The 26,520-nt window shown below is 61.1% G+C and carries 31 protein-coding genes and 1 tRNA gene; 11 read left to right on the top strand and 21 right to left on the bottom strand.

Annotated features, from left to right (window positions below; all coding sequences use genetic code 11):
- The first annotated feature begins 186 nt into the window (after positions 1-186).
- Positions 187-681 (top strand): MarR family transcriptional regulator, encoded by a 495-nt coding sequence (locus EL22_RS05655; protein ID WP_050050577.1) that lies wholly within the window; start codon positions 187-189, stop codon positions 679-681.
- A gap of 369 nt (positions 682-1,050) precedes the next feature.
- Here EL22_RS05655 and EL22_RS05650 read toward each other — a convergent pair whose 3' ends face one another.
- The 5 genes from EL22_RS05650 to EL22_RS05630 form a co-directional block, all read right to left on the bottom strand.
- A complete protein-coding gene (locus EL22_RS05650) occupies positions 1,051-1,437 on the bottom strand; it encodes a hypothetical protein (protein ID WP_050050576.1) in 387 nt (128 codons plus the stop codon).
- An 11-nt stretch (positions 1,438-1,448) separates the two neighbouring features.
- The gene (locus tag EL22_RS05645) at positions 1,449-3,146 is read right to left on the bottom strand and encodes an FAD-dependent monooxygenase (protein WP_050050575.1); all 1,698 of its coding nucleotides are present in this window, start codon (positions 3,144-3,146) and stop codon (positions 1,449-1,451) included.
- A complete protein-coding gene (locus EL22_RS05640; RefSeq protein WP_050050574.1) occupies positions 3,146-4,774 on the bottom strand; it encodes an electron transfer flavoprotein subunit alpha/FixB family protein in 1,629 nt (542 codons plus the stop codon). The genes EL22_RS05645 and EL22_RS05640 overlap by 1 nt, the downstream gene beginning before the upstream one ends.
- Positions 4,775-4,776: 2 nt before the next feature.
- The gene (locus tag EL22_RS05635) at positions 4,777-5,640 is read right to left on the bottom strand and encodes an electron transfer flavoprotein subunit beta (RefSeq protein ID WP_050050573.1); all 864 of its coding nucleotides are present in this window, start codon (positions 5,638-5,640) and stop codon (positions 4,777-4,779) included.
- A 156-nt stretch (positions 5,641-5,796) separates the two neighbouring features.
- The gene (locus EL22_RS05630; RefSeq protein ID WP_050050572.1) at positions 5,797-6,651 is read right to left on the bottom strand and encodes a polymer-forming cytoskeletal protein; all 855 of its coding nucleotides are present in this window, start codon (positions 6,649-6,651) and stop codon (positions 5,797-5,799) included.
- A gap of 217 nt (positions 6,652-6,868) precedes the next feature.
- On the opposite strand from EL22_RS05630, the gene EL22_RS05625 reads away from it, so the two are divergent.
- Positions 6,869-7,066, top strand: coding sequence for a DUF5800 family protein (locus EL22_RS05625; protein WP_050050571.1), 198 nt, complete (start codon positions 6,869-6,871; stop codon positions 7,064-7,066).
- 120 nt (positions 7,067-7,186) lie between these two features.
- Here the strand turns inward: EL22_RS05625 and EL22_RS05620 are convergent, their stop codons facing one another.
- Complete coding sequence (locus EL22_RS05620; protein ID WP_050050570.1) at positions 7,187-7,789, bottom strand: hypothetical protein; 603 nt, start codon at positions 7,787-7,789, stop codon at positions 7,187-7,189.
- 237 nt (positions 7,790-8,026) lie between these two features.
- On the opposite strand from EL22_RS05620, the gene EL22_RS05615 reads away from it, so the two are divergent.
- Positions 8,027-8,656, top strand: coding sequence for a DUF4013 domain-containing protein (locus EL22_RS05615; RefSeq protein ID WP_197075856.1), 630 nt, complete (start codon positions 8,027-8,029; stop codon positions 8,654-8,656).
- Between the two features lie 39 nt (positions 8,657-8,695).
- Here the strand turns inward: EL22_RS05615 and EL22_RS05610 are convergent, their stop codons facing one another.
- Both EL22_RS05610 and EL22_RS17895 read right to left on the bottom strand, forming a co-directional pair.
- Positions 8,696-9,310 carry a hypothetical protein gene (locus EL22_RS05610; protein WP_050050568.1) on the bottom strand — a complete coding sequence of 205 codons (615 nt, stop codon included), beginning with the start codon at positions 9,308-9,310 and terminating at the stop codon, positions 8,696-8,698.
- 183 nt (positions 9,311-9,493) lie between these two features.
- Complete coding sequence (locus tag EL22_RS17895) at positions 9,494-9,766, bottom strand: hypothetical protein (protein WP_197075855.1); 273 nt, start codon at positions 9,764-9,766, stop codon at positions 9,494-9,496.
- Positions 9,767-9,916: 150 nt separating this feature from the next.
- On the opposite strand from EL22_RS17895, the gene EL22_RS05605 reads away from it, so the two are divergent.
- Positions 9,917-10,546, top strand: a complete 630-nt coding sequence (locus tag EL22_RS05605) for a hypothetical protein (protein ID WP_050050567.1) — start codon at positions 9,917-9,919, stop codon at positions 10,544-10,546.
- Between the two features lie 132 nt (positions 10,547-10,678).
- On the opposite strand, the gene EL22_RS05600 is transcribed toward EL22_RS05605, so the two are convergent.
- The 7 genes from EL22_RS05600 to EL22_RS05575 form a co-directional block, all read right to left on the bottom strand.
- Positions 10,679-10,885, bottom strand: a complete 207-nt coding sequence (locus EL22_RS05600) for a hypothetical protein (protein WP_050050566.1) — start codon at positions 10,883-10,885, stop codon at positions 10,679-10,681.
- A 102-nt stretch (positions 10,886-10,987) separates the two neighbouring features.
- Positions 10,988-11,122: a hypothetical protein gene (locus EL22_RS18960; RefSeq protein WP_255349661.1), complete on the bottom strand. Its 135-nt coding sequence runs from the start codon at positions 11,120-11,122 to the stop codon at positions 10,988-10,990.
- Positions 11,123-11,180: 58 nt separating this feature from the next.
- Complete coding sequence (flaJ, locus tag EL22_RS05595; protein WP_050050565.1) at positions 11,181-12,902, bottom strand: archaellar assembly protein FlaJ; 1,722 nt, start codon at positions 12,900-12,902, stop codon at positions 11,181-11,183.
- 134 nt (positions 12,903-13,036) lie between these two features.
- Positions 13,037-14,137, bottom strand: coding sequence for a FlaD/FlaE family flagellar protein (locus EL22_RS05590; protein WP_050050564.1), 1,101 nt, complete (start codon positions 14,135-14,137; stop codon positions 13,037-13,039).
- A gap of 11 nt (positions 14,138-14,148) precedes the next feature.
- Positions 14,149-14,646, bottom strand: a complete 498-nt coding sequence (locus tag EL22_RS05585) for a flagellin (protein ID WP_050050563.1) — start codon at positions 14,644-14,646, stop codon at positions 14,149-14,151.
- Positions 14,647-15,174, bottom strand: coding sequence for a hypothetical protein (locus tag EL22_RS05580; RefSeq protein ID WP_050050562.1), 528 nt, complete (start codon positions 15,172-15,174; stop codon positions 14,647-14,649).
- A gap of 159 nt (positions 15,175-15,333) precedes the next feature.
- On the bottom strand, positions 15,334-15,888 hold the full coding sequence (locus tag EL22_RS05575) for an archaellin/type IV pilin N-terminal domain-containing protein (protein WP_082146701.1): 555 nt from the start codon (positions 15,886-15,888) through the stop codon (positions 15,334-15,336).
- A gap of 227 nt (positions 15,889-16,115) precedes the next feature.
- Between EL22_RS05575 and EL22_RS05570 the strand changes: the two genes are divergently transcribed.
- Positions 16,116-16,421 carry a DUF6516 family protein gene (locus EL22_RS05570; protein ID WP_050050560.1) on the top strand — a complete coding sequence of 102 codons (306 nt, stop codon included), beginning with the start codon at positions 16,116-16,118 and terminating at the stop codon, positions 16,419-16,421.
- Entirely contained in the window at positions 16,411-16,839 is a 429-nt protein-coding gene (locus EL22_RS05565; RefSeq protein ID WP_050050559.1) for a hypothetical protein, read from the top strand. The genes EL22_RS05570 and EL22_RS05565 overlap by 11 nt, the downstream gene beginning before the upstream one ends.
- Before the next feature lie 79 nt (positions 16,840-16,918).
- Here the strand turns inward: EL22_RS05565 and EL22_RS05560 are convergent, their stop codons facing one another.
- The 3 genes from EL22_RS05560 to EL22_RS17060 are packed head-to-tail and all read right to left on the bottom strand — an operon-like array spanning position 16,919 to position 20,595.
- Positions 16,919-20,200: a fibronectin type III domain-containing protein gene (locus tag EL22_RS05560; RefSeq protein ID WP_050050558.1), complete on the bottom strand. Its 3,282-nt coding sequence runs from the start codon at positions 20,198-20,200 to the stop codon at positions 16,919-16,921.
- A gap of 20 nt (positions 20,201-20,220) precedes the next feature.
- The gene (locus EL22_RS17065; RefSeq protein ID WP_156184064.1) at positions 20,221-20,364 is read right to left on the bottom strand and encodes a hypothetical protein; all 144 of its coding nucleotides are present in this window, start codon (positions 20,362-20,364) and stop codon (positions 20,221-20,223) included.
- A gap of 24 nt (positions 20,365-20,388) precedes the next feature.
- Positions 20,389-20,595, bottom strand: coding sequence for a hypothetical protein (locus EL22_RS17060; protein WP_050050557.1), 207 nt, complete (start codon positions 20,593-20,595; stop codon positions 20,389-20,391).
- A gap of 665 nt (positions 20,596-21,260) precedes the next feature.
- Here EL22_RS17060 and EL22_RS17055 point away from each other — a divergent pair.
- Positions 21,261-21,599 (top strand): hypothetical protein, encoded by a 339-nt coding sequence (locus tag EL22_RS17055; protein WP_231587891.1) that lies wholly within the window; start codon positions 21,261-21,263, stop codon positions 21,597-21,599.
- A 97-nt stretch (positions 21,600-21,696) separates the two neighbouring features.
- Here EL22_RS17055 and EL22_RS05545 read toward each other — a convergent pair whose 3' ends face one another.
- Both EL22_RS05545 and EL22_RS05540 read right to left on the bottom strand, forming a co-directional pair.
- Positions 21,697-22,053, bottom strand: coding sequence for a hypothetical protein (locus EL22_RS05545; RefSeq protein WP_156184062.1), 357 nt, complete (start codon positions 22,051-22,053; stop codon positions 21,697-21,699).
- Positions 22,054-22,497: 444 nt separating this feature from the next.
- The gene (locus EL22_RS05540) at positions 22,498-23,169 is read right to left on the bottom strand and encodes a helix-turn-helix domain-containing protein (protein WP_050050554.1); all 672 of its coding nucleotides are present in this window, start codon (positions 23,167-23,169) and stop codon (positions 22,498-22,500) included.
- Positions 23,170-23,380: 211 nt separating this feature from the next.
- Between EL22_RS05540 and EL22_RS05535 the strand changes: the two genes are divergently transcribed.
- Positions 23,381-24,559 carry an FAD-dependent monooxygenase gene (locus EL22_RS05535; protein ID WP_050050553.1) on the top strand — a complete coding sequence of 393 codons (1,179 nt, stop codon included), beginning with the start codon at positions 23,381-23,383 and terminating at the stop codon, positions 24,557-24,559.
- 121 nt (positions 24,560-24,680) lie between these two features.
- On the opposite strand, the gene EL22_RS05530 is transcribed toward EL22_RS05535, so the two are convergent.
- A tRNA-Arg gene (locus EL22_RS05530) sits at positions 24,681-24,755 on the bottom strand.
- Between the two features lie 149 nt (positions 24,756-24,904).
- Between EL22_RS05530 and EL22_RS05525 the strand changes: the two genes are divergently transcribed.
- The 3 genes from EL22_RS05525 (at position 24,905) to EL22_RS05515 (ending at position 26,479) form a co-directional block, all read left to right on the top strand.
- Positions 24,905-25,084, top strand: a complete 180-nt coding sequence (locus EL22_RS05525) for a hypothetical protein (RefSeq protein WP_050050552.1) — start codon at positions 24,905-24,907, stop codon at positions 25,082-25,084.
- A gap of 68 nt (positions 25,085-25,152) precedes the next feature.
- Entirely contained in the window at positions 25,153-26,004 is an 852-nt protein-coding gene (locus tag EL22_RS05520; protein ID WP_050050551.1) for a geranylgeranylglycerol-phosphate geranylgeranyltransferase, read from the top strand.
- A gap of 64 nt (positions 26,005-26,068) precedes the next feature.
- Positions 26,069-26,479, top strand: coding sequence for a CoA-binding protein (locus EL22_RS05515; RefSeq protein WP_050050550.1), 411 nt, complete (start codon positions 26,069-26,071; stop codon positions 26,477-26,479).
- Positions 26,480-26,520: the final 41 nt, after the last annotated feature.

The following is a 26,520-nucleotide window of genomic DNA, read 5'->3' as shown; positions in this document are numbered from 1 at the left end:
CGGCCCCGCGCGATCAGCACATGGCGAAACTATGGTGTCCAGCTTACAGCCCGATAGCAGCGTTGCTCACGCCGTACTGACTCGACTCGAGCTACCGATACCGTCCTGGATTCGGGATCTCACCTCGCCGTTCCGGACGGGTCGACAGCCCACGTCGTCGAAATTACCGTCACCTCCGTCGGAGACATGCCACTGATACAGCTCGTCCGGTCGATCTCCGTGTGGGAGTCGGCTCTGATCGTGGTCCTGTTCGTCCTGATCGCCGCACTCGTCGGGGTCCGGGTGACAACTGCCCTCTCCGATCGGGAGGTTTCGGTTTCGCCCCAGCGCCCGTCCGAGGACGACCGCCGCGAGGCCCCCCCGGAAGACGAACCGCCGGCGACGGAGTCACCCGCCTACGAGAGCGTCGTCTCCGCCGAAACGCCGCCCGAACTTCTGAGCGACGAGGGCCAAGTCGTCCGATTGCTCGTCGAGAACCACGGCCGCATCCGACAACACGAGATCGCAGACGAAACCGGCTGGTCGAAGTCGAAAGTCAGCCGCACGCTCTCGAAGATGCACGACAACGGCACGATCGAGAAGACCTCGCTCGGCCGAGAGAACGTCATCACGCTGGCCGAGGTAGACGCGAACGACCCCAATCAATCCGATTCGGACAACGTCGGCAACCCCGTCGCCTGATCGCTCGCGCGGTTGGACACTCGTTTTGCCATCCTTTCTCGTCGACCGTCGACCGGCTTATTCGGTTGATAAGACCCTCTAGAGGGGCCCTCGAGAACCATATCGATACAGTGCAACTATTTTTCGAGCGTTGAAACATCGTCTGACGCCAACACCCACAGAAATCAAACAATAGTTGCTATTTTCCGGGGAAAACAGTAACTATCTGTTATTTATATGAGATATTCTGGATGGATGCTAGCTTATACAAACGATAGTCCGTGAGGCCGAAAACGAGCGGCTCATCGGTCCAGACCCTGGGAACGAAGATATTTCGGCGGAATACGAAAACTAACGCTGTAGTGCCTTGCTCTCCTCGAGTTCACCGATTCACGTTTGACTGGTTCGACGAGTCCGTTCGACTCGTTGTGGAACTCGCGTCAGCAACTGCGCCGTCTCGAACACGTTCCGCGTCTCGAGCAACACCGTCGCCGCTTCGCGAATGGTGAACTCCGCCTCGAAGGAGACGCCGTGACAGCGCGTATAGCACTCGAACCACGCGTTCATCGCCCCGCGGAGGGCCGTCAGTTCGGGCGCTGTGAAACGGCCCGTCCGACCGCCAGTGTGTGCCTCGAGGTAGAGCCAGATCGCGGGTCCGGCCCCCTCGCGGAGGTACGTCCGGCCCTCTTCCGGGGTCGCCGTTCTGGGATCGAACGCCGCTCGGTCGCGGTCGGCTCGACGGGCGAGCGCCGCGATTCGCGGACCGTATCGGCTCATAGTTCGCGGTATCACCCCTCGCGGAACTCGACGCCCTTGCCACCGCGCGGGTGCTCCCAGTCGGTATCGGCGACGACGGCGCAGGTCCCACACTCGACGCAGGGCTGGGTGTCCAGACTGACCAGCGTCTCCTCGCTGCCGTTCGCCCGAACCGTCTCCGATCGATAACAGCCGCCGCCGAAATCCTCGGCACTGACCGGGCAGGCGTAGACGGCGGCCCCGCTCGCCTCGGCCGAGTCGTCCCGAAGGTGGATGTGGGGGTTCCCGACGTCCGTATCGTAGGTCAGCTCGCCGATCCGCTCCTCGAGGGATGGCGGCTCGATTTCGTTGTCCCAGTGGATCGTTCGGCCGTGTTCTTCGCCGATGATCGACGGGAGGGTCACGTAGCCCGTGGCGGTGTCGGGCAGCATCGAGACGAGAAACGGCGAGTTGTACGCCAGTTTCATCGCCCGCTTCGAGAGCGGGTTCCCGATGGCCACGCTCCCGATCGGCGACTCGAGGACGCGATCGACGGCGTTCGCGACCGCGTCGTGTTCGCCGACGGTGCGGGCGAGGTCGTACCGCCGCGGTCGGAGTTTCTCCATCGTCCCGGACCGCTCGAGCATCTTCGTGTATCGCCGGCCCACACTCTCCGGATCGGCGTTACCCCGCGAGACGACGTACGCGTCGGCCGCGAGCGCGCCGGCGCTGACCGCGTGATTCATCCCCTTGATGATTGGCCCCTGGGCCTGCATCTGGCCGGCCGCGTCGCCGACGAGGACGAGCCGATCCCGATACGGTTCCCTGTGTGCGACCTTCTTCGAGTCGGGAACGAGCTTCGCGGCGTACTCGCGCTCGTGGTACTCGTCTCTGAACCACTGTGCGAGCAGCGGGTGGGTGAGCAGCGAGTCGAGCAGTTCGTGGGGTTCAGCCTGCTCTGCGACCAGACTGTCGAGGTGAAAGACGGTGCCGATCGACAGCGAGTCCTCGTTGGTGTAGAGGAAGCCGCCGCCGCGAACGTCGTCGAACAAGTCCCCCGAAAAGAGGTGTGCGACGCCTTCGTCGTCGTCGATCCCGAAACGGTCGGCGATCGTCTCGGCGTCCATCTCGACGGTCGCCTTGACGCCCTGAAACCACTCGTCGGGGTCTTCCCAGTCCATCAGGCCCGCATCGCGGGCGAGTTCCGAGTTCACGCCGTCGGCCGCGACGACGATGTCCGCCGTAATGGGATCGAGTTCGTCGCAGGTGACGCCGACGATCTCGCCGTTTTCTCGGAGGAGGCCGTCGACCCGAACGTCGGTCAGGACGCCGCCGCCCGTTTCGCTCGTCTTCTCGTGGACGCGTTGCTCAAGCCACGAATCCATCGGTCGCCGGAGCACGGCATCACACCACTCGGTGTCGTGCTCGTGGAGGTCGGTCAGATCGTAGGTTTTGACCTTGTTGCCGGAGATGTTGTGGATCTCGTAGTCGGTGACTGGCCGCTCGCTCGCCTCCTCGCGGAAGTTCTCGAAGAGGTCGTCGATCGTGTACGGAGCCGACTCCTCGGCGTAGATGAGGCCGCCGGAAACGTTCTTCGACCCGGCTTCGGGCCCGCGCTCTAAGACGAGCGTCTCGACACCGTGGTCCGCGAACCTCGCGGCGGCGGCGGCCCCGCCTGGACCGCAGCCGACGACGACGGCTTCGTAGTGTTCGTACTCGTCGTCCGCCCGCGTCCGTTTACTGGTCGCCATCAGTCTCCACCTCCGTTCGTGTTGGATGTCTCCTCACCACCGCCGTCGGCCGCCGTCTCGCGTTCGAGTTTGCCCGATTCGACCGCCGCCGTGAGCTGCGGGAGCACCTCGAAGAGGTCTCCCTCGATGAAGTAATCACTGAAATCCCTGATTCTCGCGTCCGTATCCGTGTTTATCGCCACGATGGTGTCAGATTCGTCCATCCCGACCTTGTGCTGGACCGCACCCGAGACCCCCGCCGCGACGTAGAGATCGGGCGCGACGACCTGTCCCGTCTCGCCGATCTGGCGCTCTTCGCTCGAGTAGCGCTCGACGTGGCCCTCGAACTGGTAGGAAGAGGTGACGATCCCGCGCGTGATCCCCAGCGCGGCGTCCTCGAGTGCGTCGACGAGATTGAGGCCGAGTTCCATCCCCTCGGTCGGGTCGTCGCCGATTCCCCGTCCCAGACAGACGATCACGTCGTGGCCGGTCAGATCAACCCCCTCCTCGAGGCGGTCGTACTCGGTAATCTCGACCGTGAACCAGTCGTCCTCGAGAGCCATATCGTGTTCGACGACGAGGCCGTCTCGGTCGTCGTCGCGTTCGATCGGCTCGAAACTGCCCGGAATGATTGAACAGCCCTGCGGGTGGAAGTCGCGGCCGGGATTGTCCAGACAGAGGATCGTCGAGTACTCGAAGCCCGAGAAGTCGGGACGCTTCATGTGAAGTACCTTCTCGAAGGTCTTCTTGACGCCGGGCTCGCCGGTCTTGACGGGATTCGAAACTTCCTCTTCTTCGATGAACAGGTCCGAGCAGTCCGAAGCCAGCCCCGAATCGAGTTCGGCCTGCACCTTCGCCGAGAGGTCTCGCCCGTTGTTCGTGGCCGGGAACAGGATGTATCGCGGCCGATCGTACTCGCGCCACTCGGTACTCTCGGCCGTTCCCTCCCCGCGGGTCATGTGTGCCGAAATTTCGGTGTATGGTTTGTGCAAGAACCGCTCGAGCCGATCGTCGTCGTGGTAGACGGCGACGTCCGCTCCGTAGGCGATACACTCCTCGGCGAGGGCCTCGCAGTCGTCGCCCATCAGGAACGCGACGACGCGCTCGTCGTCGCCGTATTCGGCCTCGAACTCGTCCATCAACGCTCGAGCCTTGCCGAGCATCTCCCGCGAGACCTCGAGCAACTCGCCCCCCTGCGTCTCGCAGAAGACCCACATGTCCTCGTACTCGCCGCCATCGAGCGCGCGAACGTGGCGCTTGTCTCGAGTCGGGTGTGAGAGGTTGTCCGCTGCTTCGGACTCTTCATCTTCCGTCTCAGTTGCTTCGTCTTCCGCCCCGCCATCGACTTCGTCGCTTTCGACCGCCTCGCCTTTGGCTTCCTCGCCGACGTCTTCTTTCGTTTCCTCGTACTCGCCTTCGGTTCCGTCGTTCGTTTCGTCACCGTCCGCATCGGCTTCATCAGCTTCGGACCCGTTTCTCGCCGGTTCGCCTATCTCCTCGAGCCGCCTGTGAACCGCTTCTCGAGCGGTTTTTCGATCCTGTCCCGATCGCTCCGCCTCGAGCACCGCGTTCAGTTCCTCGGCGTCGTCGACCGTCTCGAGTTCCTCGCTCAGTTCGTCGGTCGTGTACTCGTCGGGGTCGATTCCCACGGTCAGTCACCCCCCGCGTACGCTCCGAGTTCCTCGAGCACCTGTCCCATCCCGTCTTCATCTCCGGGCTCGATCATCGTCGCGTCTCGCTCGGAGGGCGCTTTCGGAATCGGATCGACCGAGGAGACGATGGTCGGCGAGCCGTCGAGGCCGATGTAGTCCGGATCGAGGTTCAGGTCCTCGTGGTTCCAGGTCGTGAGGTGGTCCTCGTGGTCGGCTGCCCGCGCTTGGGTTTCCGTACGGAGCCGCTTGTGTGTCAGTCGGTGCGAGGCCGTGCGGTAGGTCGGCGAGAACTCCGGATCAGCAATGACGACACACGGCAGCGGCGCTTCGACGGTTTCGATCTCGTCGATGTCGCCTTCCACGAGCCGTTTCGCCCGTAGGACCCGCTCGTCGGGGTCGATGTCCAGAGCCAGCACGTGCGTGACGATCGGCCACTCCAGCGCCCAGGCGGTCTGTGGGCCGGTCTGGCCCGTCTCGCCGTCGGCCGTCTTGAACCCGGCGAAGACGAGGTCGATATCCGCGATCTCCTCCTGGTATTTCTCGAGGCCCGAACAGAGCGTGATCGCCGTCGCCCAGGTGTCCGAGGCCGCGAGTTCCCGATCCGAGAGGAGGTAACTGTCGTCGGCGTACACCGACTCCATGGCTTCCTCGAGGACGCTCGCATAGCCCGGCGGCCCCATGCTCACGCCGGTGACGTGGCCGCCGTGGCGCACCTTCGTCTGAAGCGCGGCCCCGAGTGCCACCTCGTCGTTGGGATTCATCACCGTCGGCGTCTTCCCGCGCTCTAGGTGGCCATCCTCGTCGAAGGAGACGGCTCCCTCCGAGAAGTCGGGGACGCCTTTGGTCAACACGACGGATCGCATGCATCCCTCCGTAGCTGTGGTATGTGTATCCGTGACATAACTCACCTCACTCTATCGACACTCTCGCTCTTAAGAATGTGGGTGAAAATCACCGGCGGAAGAGTGGGCTGGCGCTCTTTTAGAGCGTCGAACTGACGCACTCTGGCAGTCCAGCAGTTACTCGAGGTCGCGTTCGGTCGTTCCCATCGTAATGTCGCCGTCGGCGCGAATCGTGCCGTCGACTTCGGCCCGCGGGGCAATATCGAGCGTCTCGCAGGAGACGTCGCCGAGCACGCGGACGTCCTTCTCGAGGACGACGTCCCCGTTTCGGGTCGTCAGATCGCCGTGAATCCGGGTTCCATTTCCGACGTAGATGTCGCCTCGAGCGCGGAGGCTTCCGAAGATATTCGAGTCGGCACCGACGTCGATCGTCTCGGCTCGGACGTTGCCGTGGAGCCGACAGTCGGAGCCGATTCGGGCGGGCGTCGACACGCGCCAGGCGTCGTCGTTGACGGTTGCGTTTCCGGGGATAACGAGCGGCTCGGTTTCGGCTGCTTCGTCCTCGTCGACCATCTCGGAGATGAGTTGTTGGGCCGCGTCGTCCTCCCCGATCAGGAGGAGGTGCTTGAGGTAGACGAACAGGAAGACGATGGTCGGCATCGGGTTCCGAATGACGATCCAGCCGTTGGCTTCGAACCCCTCCTCGATGTCGACGTCGTCGCCGATATCGAGGTCCCCGGCGACTTTGAGTTCGCCGTTTATGTGTACGCGTTCGCCGAGGTAGGCGTCCTGCCCAACGAGGACATCGTCGTCGACGTCACACCACATATCGAGGCGACAGTCGCCCTCGGCTTCGATGGCGCCGTCGACTTCGACGTTCTCCCCGAGCAGGACGTTTCGGCCACGGATGCCGAACTCGATAGTCGATCGGCCGCCGACGAGCACGTCGCCGTCGGTCACGAGGTCGACTTCCTTGGCTTCCGTCCCGTCGGGAACGACGAGTTCGTCGAGCGGATCCCTACTGAAGGCCACACTCCCAACGAATGTGGCCCCCCTGTATTAAACCTCTCGCGCCGTCGCCGTTCGTCAGACGAACTGCTGACAGGTTCCGTGCCGCGAGCCGCGCCCGCGGATTCGTGTCGATTTGTGAACCCCAGGGGACCACCCAGAGCCACAAGCGACCGAGAGTCCGGACAGGTTCGGCGCGGAAGTCGTCCCGCTTTTAGTCAAGCGGCCCGTACCGTCTGGTATGACTACGCTCGCGTTCGACGACACCGGCGTCGACGTCGTCTACGAAGGAACGGAGTTTCGACTCGAGCAGGACTTAATCGAGGAGGCAACCGAGAAGTCCTACTACGACGTCACCGACCACGAGGTGCTCCAGATGGTCGCCGAACAGCCGGACCTGCAGGGCGAGCCGCGCCGGATCGGCGACATTCTCGAGTAACTGATTCTTCACAGCATCTCGAGCGAATACTTCTCCGCAGCATCTCGAGTGAACGGCTCCCTTCGACGTATCGAGTAGCGAAACGGTACAACAGCGTTCCAATCCGCCCGTACAACGCTCTCAGGTCACGATCTCGATATCGCCGCGTTTGCCCCAGTCGACGTGAATTCGGCAGACGTACTCGGTCATCGCCGCCGTGGCCTCGAACTCGAGCGACCGGGTTTCGTTTTTCTCGGCCATCACCTCGGTGCTGTGACCGTCGACGACCTGTTCGTTCTCGTCCCAGAGCTCGAGATTGTGCGACTGCCCGTCTTCGTTTTCCCACGTGATCACGTACTCTTGGCCTTCGGTGAGGACCAGCGTCGGATTTTCTTGGCCCTCGATGAGTGCGGGTTCGACGCCTTTGAACCGCGAGGTGGTTGCGCTCAACCGGATTTCCTCGACGTCAGCCCACGCCTCCGGAGACGTGGACTCCGAACCTGCCGCCTCATCGTCAGTGTCGTCTCGTTCGGTGTCGCCGTCGCCGCCACCATCGGGTTCGCCGTCGTTTGCGCCGGACCCGCCGCCGTCGCCGTCACTATCGGATCCGCCGTCGTTCGACGATTCGTCGGTTGTAGTCGCCGCCTCGCCGTCGCCGAGACAGCCGGCGACGAGCGCGGTCGTCGTGAGGCTGCCAGCCAACGCCAGCACTCGGCGGCGGGCTATCGAATCGGATCGTTCCATCGCGTCGATGCTCGCGTCGGAGCGACATAGGTAGGATCTCCGTACTATCACCAGCTCGTGAGTATTGGCACCGATTACTCGAGGCGAACGTCCCCGAGCGCGACCGACAGGCGTTCACCGACCCGGGGACCACGGCGCGACTGCACTCGTCAAGGATCGCTCTGTACCGTGCCAGCGGCTGTTTCGAGCCCGGAAACGAGAATGAAGACTTATACGAGGATGGCACTGAGCCAGTCCATGATCGTCGACGCGCTCACGTACCCGCTCGAGGGCGAGGACACGCTCGAGACGATGCTGATCGGCTCGGTGTTACTAATCGGATCCGTTTTGATACTCCCGATATTCGTTCTGACGGGCTATCTCGTTCGGGCGATACAGAACGCGTCGGACGGCCGCGAACCACCGCGCTTCGAGGACTTTGGAGGTCTCTTCGTCGACGGGGTCAAACTAACTGGCGTATTCCTAATTTACATCGTCGCTTTCGTCCTCACAGCGTTCGCGATGCTCTTCGTTCAGGAGTTCAACGAAACCGCAGCACTGGCGCTGTTCTGGGCGGTACTGGTCCCGTTCTATTTCGGGTTTCTCTACTGTATGGCTGCCGTCGCGTACCGGTTCAGTCGACGGCGACGAATGCGCGACGCGTTGCAGGTTCGACGCGTCGTCCGGACGGCGTTTAGTCTCCGATACCTCGCCGTTTTCTTGCTCGTGGTGGTAGTCGGTCCCATCGTCTTTACTATTTTCCAGATCGTGCTCATGATCACCATAGTCGGAATCCTGTTGCTTCCGGCGGCGGTGCTCTACGAGTATCTCGTGTTCTCGAGCCTGCTGGCCGAGATCGAAGGGAAAGCCGCGCGTTCGAGTCCCTAGTCGTTCGACCCGGCTACAACGCGTCGACTCCCTCGCTCGTTACTCTCCGTACCGATCGGCCGCCGACTCGAAGCCCGTCTCCTCGAGTTCCCGCCCCCGGCGTTCCTCGAGCGCGGCGACGGCCGCCGGGTCCGGCGCGACGTCGTCGGTGATCCGCGCCCACGAGTTGTGGACCTTGGCGTGACACCACCGACAGAGGTAGATCGTAATCTCGTGGGAGAGTTCGCCGTCGTCAGCGCCGTTCCCGGCTGGCCCGTCGTCCGTTGTCGGCTCGTCACTGTCGATCGGCTCGTGATCACCGGCGGCGTTGGCGCTCTTCTCGAGCGTATCCCGGTACGAGAGGTGGTGTTCTTCCAGCAGCGGTCGCTCCTCGGTGAGTTCGTTCAGCTTTTCCGCGAGGCCACAGCGGACGCACTCTCGGTCCTGTTTGCGCGACCGAAAGTGTGGACAGTCGGCCCACGTGGCTTCGGATTCGGGGTTCGCGGGCGGGCAGGCGTAGTCGTCTTCGGCGCGCTCACGGGCGAACTCCGGATCGTGCTCGTAGTGGTCGAAGGCGTACCGACAGCGGCCCTCGCCGGTCAGGTGGTCACAGAGGCCCGCGAACTCGTAGGGGTCGTCGACCCCGACGGACGTCCCTCCCGGCGTCTTCTCCATTTTGGGGTGTGTTGGGCTCGAGGGCGTTTGAATCCACTGGGCTCGAGCGATCGCTGTTCAGCGAGACTATCGAAAGCGTATCGGTCTTGCTCGTGCGTGAGTTGAGAGAAGTATTTGAATCACAGCAAGACTGAACGGTTGTTGGTATGAAAAGGGACGTTCCGCGCTCTTCGTAACGCGCACTCACTCGTTGGCGAACTCGCACCCGCCATTGTATTCGGGAACGTCATCACAGTTCTCTCTGATAAATATATCCAGCGTATCACTGCCGTCTCCGTACGTTACTCTGGCTGTCACACATCCGACGCTACCGTCGATCGCCTCGGCAACGGATTGCTCGATCCAATCAGAATCATCGATTTTTGCAGAGATGCGATGCGTCCCAGCGGTATTGCCCCACGTACAGTTGACAGCCGTTCCTGAGAGGATGTTCCCATCCCTTAATGTTCCGTTCACGTGTATTTCGGAGAATTAAGTCGCAGGTCAACCGTGACAGACCGCGTCGAGACGGACGCTTCGAGATCGTGATTTTTCGGTTCGACAGACTCTCAGCGTGGGCGAAGGTTTCTTTCTCCCTCGGGTCGAAAGAGCGTGTAAGGATGGGCCATGACAGACGGTAACCCCGACAATCCCAAAGACAACGCAGACGTTCCGCCCGTACTCCCCGAGGAGCAACAGATGTCCGCAGACGCCGGCGGCGTGCTCTCGCCCGACGATCTCGACATCTCCGAAAGTCCGTACGTCGCGGAGATCTCCGACGGACGGTACGTCGTCTCGCCCGATAAGAGCCCGCCGAACGTCGCAGAGCAGGACTCGCTGGCGACTCAGTCACAGGCCGGGGAGCCGGCCCGCGCTCGGGGTGGCCGAGGTGAGCCCGCCGATAGGACGGACGCGGGCGGACGGATCCAAAGCCCGGAGGCCGCACGAAGCGTCCTCGCCGACGAGCTCGAGCGACTCGAGTCGCGGTACGCGATCGATCTCATCGCCCAGTTCGACGGGAATACGATCCGGCAGCGAACCGCCTCCGACGACGTGGTCGGAACGTTCGACAACCTCGTGCTCTGGTATGCCCAGAGCGTGTCACAGAACACGCCCACGACCCGCGCGATTTCGCTGTTGCTCTCTCGATCCGAGTTCAACGCGCCGCTGACCGAGAACCGCCTTCGGCGCGTGATCGGAAAACACGGCCTCGGCGAATCAGACACGATCGGCGACTTGCTCGAGCAACTCGAGTGAGCCGCCTCATCGGGGACCGAGCTGGGAGTTCTCGAGGCCCACGGATTTTCTTCGGGCGGTTTTGTCAGGATTCAACGGACGGGAGCCCCGGGTATGCTCGGGAACTTCGGGTCTGCGAGAGCGGACAGTCACTCAGGTGACGACGCGGCGATACCCGTTCCAGACGAGCAATACCACACCGAAAAGCGTGAAGACCACAGCACCGACAGCGACGGTCGTTTGCACACCAGACAGAAGCGCAAGGGGCGTGTACCGACCGAGGACGAGAGCGATGACGGCGAGCGCCCACAGGGCCAACAGCCCGGACCCGACCAACGAGAGGGCGAACCTGGCGTTCATGGCTCGAGCGTGGATCCGAGCGACAGTTATTGTACCGATTTCGAGAGAAGGGCGCGACGGCGGCGTGGGAACACGGTCGCTGGGCGATCGTTCCGTCTGGACTCACGCGCCGTTGATCAGGATCACTGCCGCCATAAATAGCGATAGAACGATCGCGTAGCCGAACAGGAGCAGGCCGCTGTGTATCGATTCGATCGCGCGCGAGTCCGTTCCGAAAGAGCGTGGGGGCCGACTCATCTACTCGTTCTTTCGATGTGATCGTTATTGGTCTTCCGGCCGCACGTCCGCCGGCCGCTCACATATCGACCGAGATGAGCATCTCGACCAGCCGGCGGGTGACTTCACCGGTGATCCCGCCGATCCAGAGCAGCGCCGTGAAGTGCAGGTAGGAGTTCCCGAAGTGGCCGCCGTCGGCGGCCCGAAGCACGAGCGACGAGATGAACGCGTTGAATATCAACACCAGGACCATCAGGAATCGAAGGACTGGAACGTTATACTGACCGGTGTGGATCAGCGATCCCGCGGTGATCTGCCCGCCCGTGTCGATGTCGAACCCAGATAGCATCACGGCCAGTTCCAGCCCGATGAAAAGCGCGAACGTCGCGGCGACCGAGATACCGTATATAACCCCGATAAGCGTCGTTACCTTCTGTTTTCGCTGCTCACGGAGGTTGAGGATCGCGTTCATGTTGGTGCTTATGAGCCCGCCGAGTCGCTTCGGCCCGCCACCCATCTCGCGGCCGATCAGGTACATGTTGCTGAACTTCTGGATGAGGAACGAACTCGCCTCGCCGGTGAAATAGCGCCAGGACTTCTCGGTACTCAAGCGCATGTTCAGCCGGCGATAGAGGTTGTCTATGTCCTCGGTCAAGGGTCCGAAGTTCTTCGAGCGGAGGCTCTCTAGGACCTCGCTGGTCGTGGCCTGTTTCGCGCTCTCGGTCGTCCCGAGGGCCCGAATGAAGTTCGGGAACTCGCGATCCCGCTTGAAGGTCTTTTTCTCCTCGTACCAGAACACCCCGCCGGGAATCAACATCGGAAGGGTCGCCACCGGCATGTACAACAAAAGCGGGATCGAATGGACCGGAAACAGCGGGGGAATCAGCCCGAAAAACACCAGCATCATCGCGACCACGAACAGGAGGCTCAACGCGAAACCGACGACCGTCGAAACCAACATCCGCTGTTTCGTCGTCGTCCGGTAGCCCTCCTCTAGGTACCAGATCGGATCGCTCGGCACGACCGCCTGAATCACGAAGAAAAAGCCGACCTGGACGAAGATGAACAGGACGATGACGAGACTCACCGTCATCGTCGGGTTCGTTCCCGACAGCAAGGGAAGGACGATAGCGAACACCAGCGCGAACGTCATCGAAATGATCATCGAGAGGTACAGATCCTTGATGACGTCGAGGTTGTTCAGCGACTGTTTGTACACCGTCGAGTACTTCTCGATCAACACCTCCTGTTCCTCGAGCAGGAACTTATCGAGTTCCTGTCCGGCCTCTAAGGTGTATGCCAGCCGTTCGAAGAGGTCAGTCACCGAGTCGCTTGGGACCTCCTTCGCGCGCCGCCGACAGGCGTCGCCGAGACTCAGATGCCAGATGTCGACCAGGTCCACGATTCGTTGAATCTCGTCGGCCAGTTCGCCGTACTGATCCTCGACCGCGAGTTGGCGGAACACTTCCATCCGATCGATGTTCGTCGTCGACAGGACGGTCATGTGGATCACGAGCAGGTGAAATCGCCGTTCCATCTCGATCCGACGGCTGTCGACCGCCAGCCGCGGGTAGCTGACGGCCGTCGCGAGGATCAACAGGCCGAGAACGGGTAGCAACAACCGAACGATCAGGAACATATCCACGACGACGGCGACGGCGACCGTCACGAGGAAAAGCAAGAAGGCGGGGAACAAGACCCCCGGGATGTAGTACTTCGCGGGGAGTTCCATCTCCTCGTAAGAGCGGATGATAGAGCCGCTGAGGTTGGCTGCCGCCGTCGTGTTGTCTGCAATTCCCATGGTGTCTGCAACCCCTTCGGGGGCCGCTCAGTTCGGTCGTTCGGCGACCGTCGCCGGGGAGACCGATGTCCCCACTCGATTTCGTTCGACGTTCGATACGTGTCCGTGCGCCGTATACAAAATTTCTGGCCGGGTTACTGGCCCGATATCGTCGCCGCTTCCCCGGGCGTCGGGTCGACCCGCAGGTCCGGTGCCTGCTCCGGTGTCGCGATCCAGGCGATATACTGCAAGCTTCGCTTGTGTTCGTCGGTTTCGAGGACCGACCGCGGCTCGGGATCCGCCGCCAGCTCCGTCGCCGGCCTCGAGTCGTCGCCGAAGCCGTTGAGCATCGACTGGAGGTAGCTCTCGACCGGGGCGGAGATCCACCCGACGGACTCGTAGTAGGCGAGCGTCTGGGCCGCACCGGAGACACCGACCGTCTCGACGAGGAAGTCGAGCCACTCGATCGTCAATAGCTCGGCGTCGTTTCGCGAGGGCTGGGTGGCGAGATACGGCGGCTCGCCGACCTCGCCGTTCTTGCCGAGTGCGTCGACGGCCGACCGAGCCGGTTCGTCGGTCCCCGCGTCCTCGGTGTCATCCGGGGTGCCCTCGTTCGGAGTCCCGTCGACCGGAGTATCGTCCTCGTCGAACTCGAGCGGTATCGTCGTTTCGTCGTCGATCGACTCGTCTTCGAGGGCGTCGTCTGTCGTTGCGTCGAACTCGTCGTCCTCGCTACCGTCCTCGAACGAGCCGTCCTCGTCGAACTCGTCGCCAAACGTCTCCTCGTCCGCATCGTCTGCGATCTCGTCGTCGAGGAACTCGTCCGCTTCGGCGTCGACGATCTCGTCGTCGATCGCCTCGCCGAGGTCGTCATCGTCGTCGGCGAAGATGCCGCCGTCGGTGTCGAAGGCGTTGCCGATCTCCTGGTCGGCGGCGAAGGGGTTTACCCCCTCGGTGACGATCTCGTAGAGATCGACGAGTTTGTCGACGTTGCGCTCGACCGTCGAGATCGAGTCGCTGATCTTCTCGTTCTCGCCGCGGACGGTTTCGACCTTGTTCTCGAGGGACTCGACTTCCTTTTCGATCTCGTCGAGCTGATAGGTGAGCTCCATCTCCGAGTCCTCATCGTTGTCGTCGTCAGCGAACATCGCCTCGTCGCCCATCAGCCCCTCGTCGGCACCACCCATCAGGTCGTCGCCGCCGCTTTGTTCGTCCGATTCCTCGCCGCCGCCGAGTCCGCCGAAGTTCAGTACCATGCGTGTTTCACCTAGTTCGAGCCGCCGTCGACGTAGAAGTCGATGCTGTCCTCGTTGTCGTTCGCGATGACCGTCACGGTCGTATCGCCCGTCGCCTCGAGGTCGTCGGCCGCCGCCACATCGATTCGGAGCGCGACCACGTCGCCCGTCTGCCAGGTGTTGCTCTCGCTGTACTGGTGTTCGAGTTCGGTGTACTCGTGTGAGACGTACCGGCCGTCGAGTAACACGTCGACCGACGAGTGATGGGCCTCGAGATGCTCGTCACCCACGTTCTTGACGTAGACCGTGACGTTCCCGTCGCCGGCCGTCGGGTCGTAGATCGCCTCGGGGTGGCCGGCGTCGCTGACGATATCGATCTCGGTTCCGATCTCCGAGGCGGTCGCCGACCCCTGGGTTTCGATCGCGCCGCTCAGGTCGTCGACCTCGAGAACCACCGTCCCCGCGATGCCCGCCGCGACGACCATGCTCGCGATAAACAGGATGATGTGCGTCGCGGAAACGCTCGCCATCTACTGGATCGCCTCCGTTGCGTCGCTGACGCCGTGTTCGGCGACCAGTTTGACCCGCTCGAGTTCGGCGCCGTCGAAGAGGTCCGAAACCGCGGTGTCCGCCGAGAGCGTGTCCTGATCGATCCGGATCTCGAGTCGAGAGCCAGGATACCAGACGTCGGAGTCGATGCGGTCGTCGTCGGTTATCGTCTCGCCGTCGTCGACCTCGGCGACAGCGGTTTCGTACTCGGTCGTGGAGACGTACTCGCCGTTGAGCAGGAGGTCGGTCTTCACCACGTCGAGGGCGGTCGTTCCGCGATTGTCGGCGACGACGGTGATCGACTCGAGGTTGCCGTCGGCGTCGTCCGTCGTCTCGACGCTCTCGAGTTCGATATCGGTGTTTACCAGATCCCGCGTCTGATCCGCCTGTCCTGAGAACGCGTCGCCGACGCCGCTCGCAGCCGAGAATACCGTGGGGAACAACACACCGGCCGCTAGCAGAAAGCCGATGAGCATAATCGCGACTGCACCGCTCGTGCTAAACCCCATTACGTCCTCGAGAGACAACCCATATGCAAAAACGCTCTGGCCATCCTCCGATGGCACGCCACGGAAGCGCACACCTGCGTTCAGCCGGGAGCAGCCTCGAGACTCGAAATCCCTGAGATCGAGGAAACAAGAAAAGGACGGACCGAACTCGAGTCGAGCCTACAGCCGGATCGTGTCTCCGTCGGCGCCGTCGAGCGTGGTCGGCACCGAGAGTTCCGTCGTGATCTGTGCGCCGTCGTTGGTAACGATTTTGACGACCGCGTCGTCGCCCGGCTCGAGGACACCCGCCTCGGATTCGATATCGAGGGTGATGGTGCCGCGGTCCTGACCGTCCTCGAGCACCGGTCTATCGCTGCCGTGGACCGAGACCGGCACGCCGCTGACGTAGGCGTGGTCACTCGGTCCGAGGTAATCGAGGACGATATTCTCGAGGTCGATCGGATTCGATCCGGGCCCGAGACTCACCGTCATCTCGATCGAATCGATGTTGCCGTCGGCATCGACGGTCCCGGTCGTAGTGTAGATCTCAAGGGTGTTCGACACCTGTGCGATGCTCTCCTGTCCGGTCGCTTCGGCCTGTGACTGAAGGACGCCAGCAGTGCTCATCAGGACGCCTGCGGTTAGCGCAGCGACGAGTACCATCGCTACGAATAGGATCAGCGTCCCAATGCCTGCTTGTGCGCGTCTATCTCCGTCAGAGGCCGTCTCGTACATTAAATAATGAAAACGTAGATGCCGTTTTAGAGCATCAACGCTTCGTCGGTCAGCGTCGATGGCGACAGCGCCCGCGCTGTCTCGAGCGAGATCGTTCTGTGTCGAACTCAACCGATCGACGAGCATCGCTCGTTTATCGAACGTCAACGTGGCGTCCCCGTTCCCATAGATCTATAGGCCATAATCCAATACAGTTATTAACTATTGGGTTGTAGCCTATAGTACAGATGGCCGATGGTGACGTACTCGTTGACACCGAAGCAACCTTCCAGGGCGGCACGCGAGTTCGACTCTTCGCTGTCGAGAGTACTGACTACCCAGGTGGCGTGAACTACCGGTTTCAGTACTACGACCCTGACTCTGGCCGGGAGTTTCTCCGATACGATAATTCGCAGGTGCCGACCCACGGCGCGGGCCATCACCATCGCCACGAATGGATCGACGGCGACGAGAAGGTGACTGGTATTGAGTTCGAAGACCTCGAAACCCATCTCGCCGACTTCCGAGACGAGGTGACCAACTATGAAAGATGATTCCAGAGAACTGAGTGCACAGGGCGCGGAGAACTACCCAGAGACGCTTCGAATCACCGTCGGGCCAGCTGGTAACGTGTTCGACCAGGCGATCGAGCAGGCCAGCACTGACGGGACTCCCGACGAAGCGGTCCGGTCATTCGAGAGCGTTGCCGATATCCGCAATCTGCTCACCGACCGGCGTCTTGAGGTGATGCGTGCGGTTATGACTGACTCGCCTGAGAGTATCGCTGCCCTCGCCGATCGTCTCGAGCGCAACTATGCCGATGTCCATGCCGATGTCCAGGTGCTCGCCGACCACCACATCGTCTACTTCGAAACAGACGGGCGCTCGAAACGACCTCACATCCCCTACGAGCGCGTCCGGCTCGATGTCGAGGTCGTCGGCGAATCTGGCGGTGGACGGGCGCACGCCTGATCATGCATCGTGCGCCAGCGCTGCCGCTGGTCGCTCCGGGTAGTGTTTCAGAGAGAACAGAACCGCGAAAAGAGAGAGGTTAGACCAGATCGCTCGCACTTGAGAGTGTGGATTGGATCTGCGACACACGCTCGCTGGCAGGTTTTCGGTTCCCGAGCCGGAGGGAGACCCCGCTATCGGATCCCTGATCCCCAAGCTCCCGCACGACTTCCGCGTCACCAGGGACAGTATCTATATCGAGTGTATCGCTCAACCGAATATCTTGCACGTCTTCGTAGGCGATCGTCACGTCAGCTTCCCAGCGGGGGACCGATGCCTCGTCGACGATGACTTTTGCTGCCTGTTCACAGGCCCGTTCGGACCGCGCCGCGGGGATCTTCTCCGTCCGAGCCTGGCGTGTGTCACCATCGTAGTCGGGATGCTCGTACGTTCCGCTGATCGTATACTTGTAGTCGACCTCGATCGTCTCGCCGGCCCCGACACTTCCCTGCGAGAGGATCTCGACTTCGCCGGCAGCACCGTGGAGTTCGTAGTCCAGGCCAACCCGGAGCCGTTCGCCGTCGCTGTCGCGAACTGTTTCCTGACCGCGGACGACGTCGTCTTCCTCGAGCGGGTAGACGGCATCGAGTTCGTCGACAGCGATCTCTTCCGCGCGGACAGTCGCGTTATTTCCTTTGACCTTGCATCGCAGCGTTCGGCGCGTGTGCTTGGTCACAGAGTAATCAGAAATCGCGTCCGAACGAGTCGCCGGACGCTGTCCGGGCCAGGTCCACTCGAACACCGTGTCCTCGCCATCCTGCCAGACTTCGTAGACGGCTTCGGCCTGCTCCGCTCGCGCGGCGAGGATCTCTCCTAGCTCGCCTTCTTCCTCATAGTTGAGCACGAGCGGCGTATCGTCGAGGTCGGCCGCGAACTCTATTGACGAGATCGTCTCAGGCGCATAGCCAGTCCGGGGAAAGTCATCGCGTGGGCCGTCCGGTTCCCAACCCTCGAGCTCGATCCGCGCTCTGAGGTACGGCCCTGGTTCGTCGAACTCGGTCGTGAACTCATCGGTGTCGTCGGCGTCATACCAGGTCTGGCCGTTATCGGCCGAGAGGCTCATCCCCCGGATGCCGCCATCGAAGCTTCCCTGGACCGATAGTGTGGCCGCGACAGCCCGCTGGAATTGCGGGATCGTCTCGACGGTTAACTCGAGCGGTGTATTTGGGTACGCTGTCGGCTTCTCCGGGTAGCCACCCGGTTCGTGGAGGGTCTCGTCCCACTCGTCGGAGTCGTGATAGCGCGCATCGTAGACACAGATTGCATCGATGACGAGATCGTCGTCATGCGCACCGGAGTCGTCTTGAGCGCCGAAGAAGGTCGCGCTGTCGGTGAGGTCACCGCCGTCATAGAATACCGACACATCGAACCACCCTGGATCATCCCGGTCACTGGGGTCATACGCAGTGACAGTCTCAGTACCGTCAAAACTGTACGTGACATCGCCGACATCGCCGCCCATGATCCCCTCGCGGACGGCGAGGCCGACGTGTTCCTCCGGGATTATATGATCAAACGATATCGACTCGGAGAAGAACGGTTCGGCCGCCTCGCCACCGATATAGCGGTCGTCCGTCAAGTCGCCGCCCAGATTGTACATCACGGCAGTATGGAGCGGCTTCAGTTCGCCATCAGCGTACTCTACTGGCAGTGTCTCGTCGGATGCAATCGCCTCGAAAAACTGCTCGAACTCGAGTTCATCCGCTGCATCGCCGACGATCACGTCCTCGTCGACCGTCGAGTCGAACTCGTCGATGTTCAGGACGTATTCGGGGGCGTGCTCTTCGAGTAGGTCGCGGACAAACGCTGAGACGTGCTGGTCGTCGACGCCGACCGAGACATCCTGCTCGAGTTCCGTCCCGCCGTAGCCGATCAACTCGTCCCTGTCCGTCTCGATCGCGATATCCTCCAACTCATCGATCGCTTTGCGTTTACCGTTCCGGTAGACGCGCATGTCGGCCCCCTCGAACCTCTCGAGGAGATAGGCTTCATCTCGCGAGATGTCGATGGTTGCAGTCGGTTGGCCGTTGAGTGTCGGTTGGAATTGCGTACCATCGCTGAGGATCGCCGGCGTGACGATCGTCCCGTTGGGGCGCTCGATTTCGGCGTGCCAGCCGCGAGGAGGGACCGACCGATGCTCGAGGCCGATCCCGTCAGTCGTGGTCGGCGTCGAGACAGCACTATCGGAGGAGATCCACTGCGTGAGGGCCGTGATTCGATACTCGTACGTCGTATCCGGTCGGGTGCTCGTGTCCGTAAAAGTCGTCCCGTCGTCAGCAACGGACCCAACGAGCCGCCACTGGCCGACATCGTCTGCGTAGATCCGCCGACGGTAGACCTGATTCGAGCCATCGAACACCGAATTGTTGGTCCAATCGAGACCGAGATCGGTCTCGCCGACGGCCGTGAACGTGGGCACATCGGGCGAGTAGAGCTTCGTGATCTCCTCGGCCGAGAGCCAGCCGCCGGTTGCGTAGTCAGTCTCCGTTCGAATCCGGACGCTGAACTGTTCGCCGTCGAGGACGTCCTCGATCGTGTGCGTGAGTGTCCCGTCGTGGGCGACCGTCGCCTCGGCCTGGTACGGCGGGTGGTCGCCATCGGGGTCGTCGTCGCGGAACTCGAGCCGGTACTGCCCGTTGTTGAGAACGGCGTCCCAGTCGGCGTTGAGCTCTGACGGCGGCGTCCCGTCCAGTGAGAGCGCCTCGGCGTCGGGGAGATACGCGACCGTTATGTCAGCCGGCCCGGTCGCCGTGGCGTCGGTCGTGTACCGCTTGAGGTGGTACTCGTACGACCGGCCGTCACGGATGTCCTCGTCGTCGACGTACGTCGCCGTGCTTCGGTCAACCGTCGCGAGCGCACTGTCGTCACGATAGATCGTGATGTCGCCCTCGTCGTTGTTGTCCTGCAGCGCGATCTCGACAGAGATCTCACGCTCGATACTGGTGTCGAAGCCGCTTATTTCGGGCTCTGGGAGTGCCGTCGTTGCATTAGCACCGTTCGAAGATGAGCTTTCACCGACTGCATTTACTGTGGTAACTCGATAATGGTAGATTTGTCCGTTTGTGAGTCCACTGTCGGTATAGGCCTCTGTAGGAGCGTCAACAGTTTCGATCTGCTGATAGTCTGCGAGGTCGGTGCTTGAGTTTTTAGCCCGATAGATGACTGTTTGATCGACAGCACCGATGGTATCCCACTCGAGCGTGAGTTCAGTCGTGCTTTTGGTGCTGACGGATAGGTTTTCCGGGGCGATGGGTTCGGAGATTCCCCATGAAGTGCCACTATTCCATGCATTGCCCCCGTTCCAAGAATATTCATCCGGCATGATCTACCACGTCCAGATTCTTACTTCACCTCGGGCACCGTCGCCACCATCACCACCACCCCCGTCGCTGGTAGCGCCACCACCGCCGCCACCGCCGCCGCCAGCGGGAACACCACCATCTCCACCGTTACCACCTGCCCGTGATCGACCGCCGCCGCCGCCACCGCCACCACCCTCTCCACAAAAAATCAAATTTCCGTTAGAGCCATTGCCCCCGTCAGTCCCATCATTACCATATTCTTCACCGCCAATACCCCCATTATCGTTAAATCCTGACCAATCATTTGTTTTTCCACCACCACCACCATCTGTCCCGGTTCCATCTTGCCCACCTTCGCCCCGTCCGCCGGCTCCACCGCCAGCACCGCCGAAAAGAGATGCTCCTCCATTTCCATCGGTGTCCGATTCTCTAGCTCCAGAACCACCCCCATATACACCGTGTTCTCTTGTAGATTCTACTGGAGATTCAAATTTGCCTCCCCCGATGTATCTTTGACTTACACCATTCCCACCACCTGAGCAATATTCCGGGTCTCCATCTGTAAACCCACCGAGGTCATATTTTTCATCGATGTATTGTCCAAATGTAGACATCTCCCCATCTTCTCCATTACCCGGTCCTGTATCTTCATCAGGGGCACCTGCACCCCCAGCGCCCCCAGCCCCAACAGTAACAGTTACTTGGTCGTCAATTTCATCCGCCGGGAAGGTCATTATTCGACGCCCGCCGCCGCCACCAGCACTTCCACCGTCTGCAAAAGAAGCCGTATCCACATGACCACCGCCACCACCAGCACCACCCCCGATAACATCAACACGGACGAAATCGATATTATCGGGTTTAGTCCATGTGTGGCTGCCAACTGTGTCGAATATTTGAATATTAGCTCTTGTAGGAAGGTCGACACCACCGGTCTTTCCATTAACACTCTGCACAGGCGCAGCAGCCGCTGCCTCACTCGTCGTCGTATAATCAGCACTCCCACGCAATAGATCTGCGTTCACTCCACTCCCTTCGCCCTGCGCGAACGGTATCCGGCGACTCGAGATATCGTTCTGTGTGATGCTCGACGCGCCCGCCGAGAGCCAAATCTCTGCGATCGGGCAGAACGGCTCACCCGGGATCGGAACATCTGGCACGCCGGCCCGCGTTCGTTCCTCGCCCGCTGGGGATGCGGCCGCCGCATCGCCTGCAATCGACTGCACGTCGCCAGTGGCGTCGAGATACAGCAGGACCTTTCGCGGATCGTCCGGATCCGCGCTCGGGAGCGAGTGCCCCGTCACGTCGGCGACCACCTCCGCAGGGCCGCCGAGACGGGCGTCCGTGTTGAACGTCACGTCGACGGCGAGGCCACTGGCTGGCTCGACAGTGACGCCGTCCGAATCGACGAGCGAGTAGCCCGCGAGCGTTGCTTGCAGTTGCAGTACGTCCATTACCGTCTGTCCGTTGGCTACCGATGGGTCGAATGTCATTGTTGTAGTCTCCGTAAAAGCCGCTACTGCGACGTAACGCGCACGTCTTGTCTGCGAACCAATCCCTTCGAACTGTTCGGATCCACGTATCGCTCGCTTGCGATCGGGGCAAGCCAGTCCTCGAGACCAGCCGGGATCGGTCCCTGTCGGTCGGGGTCGGGGTTATCCCAGAGGATCGACTCCGCACCCGTCTGCAGGATCGCGTCCAGTGCAAACAGGTCACCGTCGACATCGAAGGTTAGTTGCACACGGTCCCGGACCATGCCGATCTCCGCGATATCAACGTCGTAGAGGTCGACATCTGCGGGCTTCGAAAGGCCGACCGTCGTCCACTCCTGGGCGCTGTCCCACTTCTCGGCCTCGATCGAACCGTCGGACACGTCGCAATAGAATCGGATCAGACCGTTGTCGAGGATTAGTGTATCCTCAAAATTATGCATCGGGTCGAAGACGAGCGACTTGATGAACTCTGCGCGCCGAATTCCGATCTGGTATAATCACTGCTCCGCCGTCTGTTGGATTCCAACGAAGTAAAGTACGAGTGGGCGCTGCAGGCTCCGGTTCAACCGTCGAACGAATCGTCCTCTGAAGCGTGAGGTGCCAAATGTGGGAGGGTTGAAGTGGGCTCTATTTGAGGAATTGGTGCTCGGATCGTGAACTCGGGCTAGACATATGGCGCGAGTACAGCAAGAATCAGAGGTCGAGTCGCGTTGGAGTGGTGATCACTCTCTACAGGTGTCTCCAGCAAGCGGTCATTATTCGCGTCACGCCTCTATTAGTGAACCAGTCGTTCAGTAGGTGAGTATTGATGACTAGGTACGGAATTACTGATGGTGCGAAGTGTGAACAATCGTGCTAAATGCGCGCTCTTCGATTTTCCGGAGGTGTTCTCCTGCGGTCGTTGGTGCAATACCGACTGCCGCGGCAACGTCCGCATGAGTCGCCTGACGGGGGGTGCTATAGTACCCGATATCGACCGCGGCCTCTAGTACTTCCTGCTGGCGAGTCGTCAGTTGCCTGGTAAGAGAGGATTCATCCGGTTCGTAATCTCCTTTCTCGATGATTTCGAACGCAATGGCATCCTCTCCGAGGGTGTCCCGGAACAGCCGTTGAAAATCCTCGTCGGTTCCCAGATACGTTATTCGAAGCGATCCGTCCGGGGTGAAACGGATTGGCATCTTGATTACGACGTTGGACTCCTGCTGTAGTTCTAATGCTCTTTTTGACACGTCCGTCGGTTCGAATTGACTTACCGCCGTCCATGGGTCCTCGCCAGCAACGAGGTGGTCAACGACGAATGGAGAGTTCTGCATGATCTCTTCGTACCTTTCCCGATCACCGCTTCCCTCGGCAAACATCAGCACCAGCCCGTCGGTGAGCAATTCGATGTGGTGAATCGCTTCACGCGTGATACGGGATTCCTCTGTAAGTTGCTTCCCGAGCGGATGAAACGAACTGCTTTCGGAGGGGTGAATGAGGCCTGTAAGATATCGCATACGAGGCAGTATCAGTGAGATCCATTTAAAGCAACGTGGATACACCGCAGTTGACGCTTGGTATTCCGCCTCGATAAGAGAGTGTGAACCGGATCTTCCCTGATACGCGTACTGAGCCAACCAGCAAGGATAGAACGCCATATCAGGATTCCATTGAAGGGCGTAGCAGCCATACCCCCCCTCAGACGGAAACCGATCTGTGGTGTCAGTGATGACGCGGGAATCGTCTGAGGTCGCTATCATCGGAGGCGGTATCTGCGGACTCGTCACGGCCCTTGCACTCGAACGGCGAGGTATAGCGCCGACTATTTACGAGGCAGCATCCGAGTATCGTCCAGTCGGTGCCGGTCTCCTCTTACAAACGAATGCATTACTCGTGCTTGACCGACTCGGAATCGCGGATCGCGTTCGAGACACTGGGACTCCCCTCGATGATAGCATCATTCGGTCGCCTGATGGACGAGTGTTAAAACGATTCGATCTAGACCACCTGGAACGGGATGAGTTTGGCCACGGATTCGTAGCGATTCATCGCGCGGACCTCCAAGACCTCCTCGTCGATGAATTGGATACCGATGTCAACCTGGGAATGAAGTGCCGGACGGTTACCGCCACCGACAAACCGACCGCAAGGTTCACCGACGGAACCCGCATTCGGCCGGATGTTCTCATCGGAGCGGACGGGATCAACTCGACTGTACGTAATTTCGTCGCTCCCGGTGTCGAACCGCGGGAACCAGACCTCATCGCGTACCGAGCAGTTGCGACAACGGTAGAAGTCACGGAAAAACACCGAGCGCGAGGCGTTGAAGTATGGGGAACGGGGACCTACACTGGCGGTGCTCCACTTGGCGAGAACAGATTCTACTGGTTTGGGACTGCACCGATGCCATCCGGGAAAGACCCGGCTACGCACGCCGAAACGGTATCCGAACTCCGCGAGCAGTTCGCTGAGTTCCCTGAGCCAATTCCCACCGTGCTCAACTCTCTCGGTAGGGATGATGTCTTTGTTACTCCACTAGAGGAAGTACCAAGACTCGACAGTTGGTCTCGCGGGGAAGTCTGTCTCGCTGGAGACGCTGCGCACGCAATGATGCCTTTTGCCGGCCAAGGGGCAGCACAGGCGATCGAGGACGCCCTCTATTTGGCTTATTCGCTCTCTGCGACCGACGACTGGACGGAAGCATTTGCGATGTACGAACGAGAACGGAAACCGAGGGCCGACCGGATCTCCTCTGAGTCACGTCGTCTTGCGAAACTCGGATCGATCCAATCCGGAATCGGAGCAAGGGTACGCAACATGGCTGTTGGCTTCATCCCGAACCTTCTCTTCCAACGTTCACGTAGGCAGCGAGCCTTCGGCACGTCGCTTCCAGATGACCCAATCTGAAAGTTAGAGAGCGACCGTGGGTGACAGTCACTCATTCGCTCGACCATCGAATGAAAGCAAAATAAGCCCCATTCGACCGATGACCGCCACGCAGTATGGCGATTACGTCGCCATAAATGTATGGGCGCTGCAGGATTTGAACCCGCGACGGTTTGGTCCGAAGCCAAGCACTCTGTCCAGACTGAGCTAAGCGCCCGTACCAGTTCGTTCCCGACGGCTCCGTATAAGTCACTCGATTTGAAGCTGCCGGGGCGGTCGTTCGAGCCAGACCATCGGTCGTTCTCAGCCGATGAAAATATTCACACGGGTCATTAGGTCGGCGTTCGAAGACCGGATAGAGTCGTGATGACGAACGAAACCTCCATCCCAGATGCAGACGAGCCGGCGGGTGACATCCTCGAGTTGGTGACCGACGACGACGAGACGTGGACCGCGATTCCGGGGCGTGTGACCGACGACGAAACGCAGGGACAGTGGATCACCGTCACTCCAAATTTGCTCTGTGATCTCGAGGAGTGGCGATAGGGGCGATAGACGGGGTGGAGCGAGTCCGTATCGGATGGTTTATCTCTCGGGGCTAACCACTCCGGCATATGACAGCGGCGGAGACGGCGCGGGGAATACTCGAGTTGACGCGCCCGGTAAACGTGATCGCCGCGAGCGTGCTCACGTGCATCGGCGCGTTCGTCGCGGGCGGTCTGACGGAAGCCCCGGTCGCGGTGGGAAGCGCCGTCGCGGCGACGGGATTGGCCGTGGGTGCCGGAAACGCGATCAACGACTACTTCGACAGGGAAATCGATCGGATCAATCAACCCGAGCGTGCGATCCCGCGCGGCGCTGTGAGTCCGAACGGGGCGCTCGCGTTCAGTGTCGTGCTCTTTCTCGTGGCGGTTGGACTGTCGCTCACCCTCCCGACGCTCGCCATCGCGATCGCGGGAGTCAACTTGCTCGCTCTGATCGCGTACACGGAGGTGTTCAAGGGACTGCCCGGCGTCGGCAACGCGCTCGTCGCCTACCTCGTCGGGAGCACGTTCCTCTTCGGCGGGGCGGCGGTTGGCGACCTCGAGGCGGCGAGCGTCCTCTGTTTGCTCGCCGCGATCGCGACGCTGACGCGCGAGATAATCAAAGATGTCGAGGACGTCGACGGTGATCGGGCGGAGGGGCTCAACACGCTGCCGATCGCGATCGGCGAGCGCCGCGCGCTGCTGGTCGCGCTCTCCCTGCTCGTGATCGGCGTGCTGGCGAGCCCGCTTCCATATCTGCTCGAGTTGTTCGGGCTCGCGTACCTCGTCGTCGTGATCCCCGCCGATTTGGTGATGGTGTATGCAGGGGTGCGGAGCTTCGCCGACCCGACGGCTGGTCAGTCGGTGCTCAAATACGGGACGTTTCTCGCGGCGCTGGCGTTTGTCGTCGGCCGCCTCGACGAGTTGCTGGGCGTGATGTGACCGAAATGGGCTTTTCGGCCCAGTACCCCACAGATGTTTACAGGCACGGTCCCTACGAACTGGTATGCCAGTCGAGACTGACGAGGAACTTCGGACGATTCTCGAGAACGACTCGATCGCCGTGGTCGGCTGCTCGAGTTCGCCGGGCAAAGCCGCCCACGACGTGCCGGCGTACCTGCTCGAGCACGGGTACGACGTCCACCCGGTCAATCCGTTCGCAGCGGAGATTTTCGACCGCCCCGCCGCGGATTCGCTGGACGAACTCGAAGAGTCGATCGATGTCGTCTGCGTGTTTCGGCCGAGCGACGAGGTCGACGGGATCGTCGACGACGTACTCGAGCGCGAAGACGTCGATGTCGTCTGGATGCAACTGGGGATCAGCGACGACGGCGCCGCGGCTCGGGTCGAAGACTCCGGCAGGCAAGCGGTCCAGGATCGGTGTATGAAAGTCGAGCACCGGCGTCTCGCCGATTGAACCGTCTGACAACTGAACACACCGGCGACTACCTTTCGCAG

Source organism: Halostagnicola sp. A56 (assembly GCF_000691505.1).
Lineage (GTDB): Archaea > Halobacteriota > Halobacteria > Halobacteriales > Natrialbaceae > Halostagnicola.
Note: the sequence above shows the minus strand (reverse complement) of the source record. Positions and strands in the feature narration are given on the sequence as shown.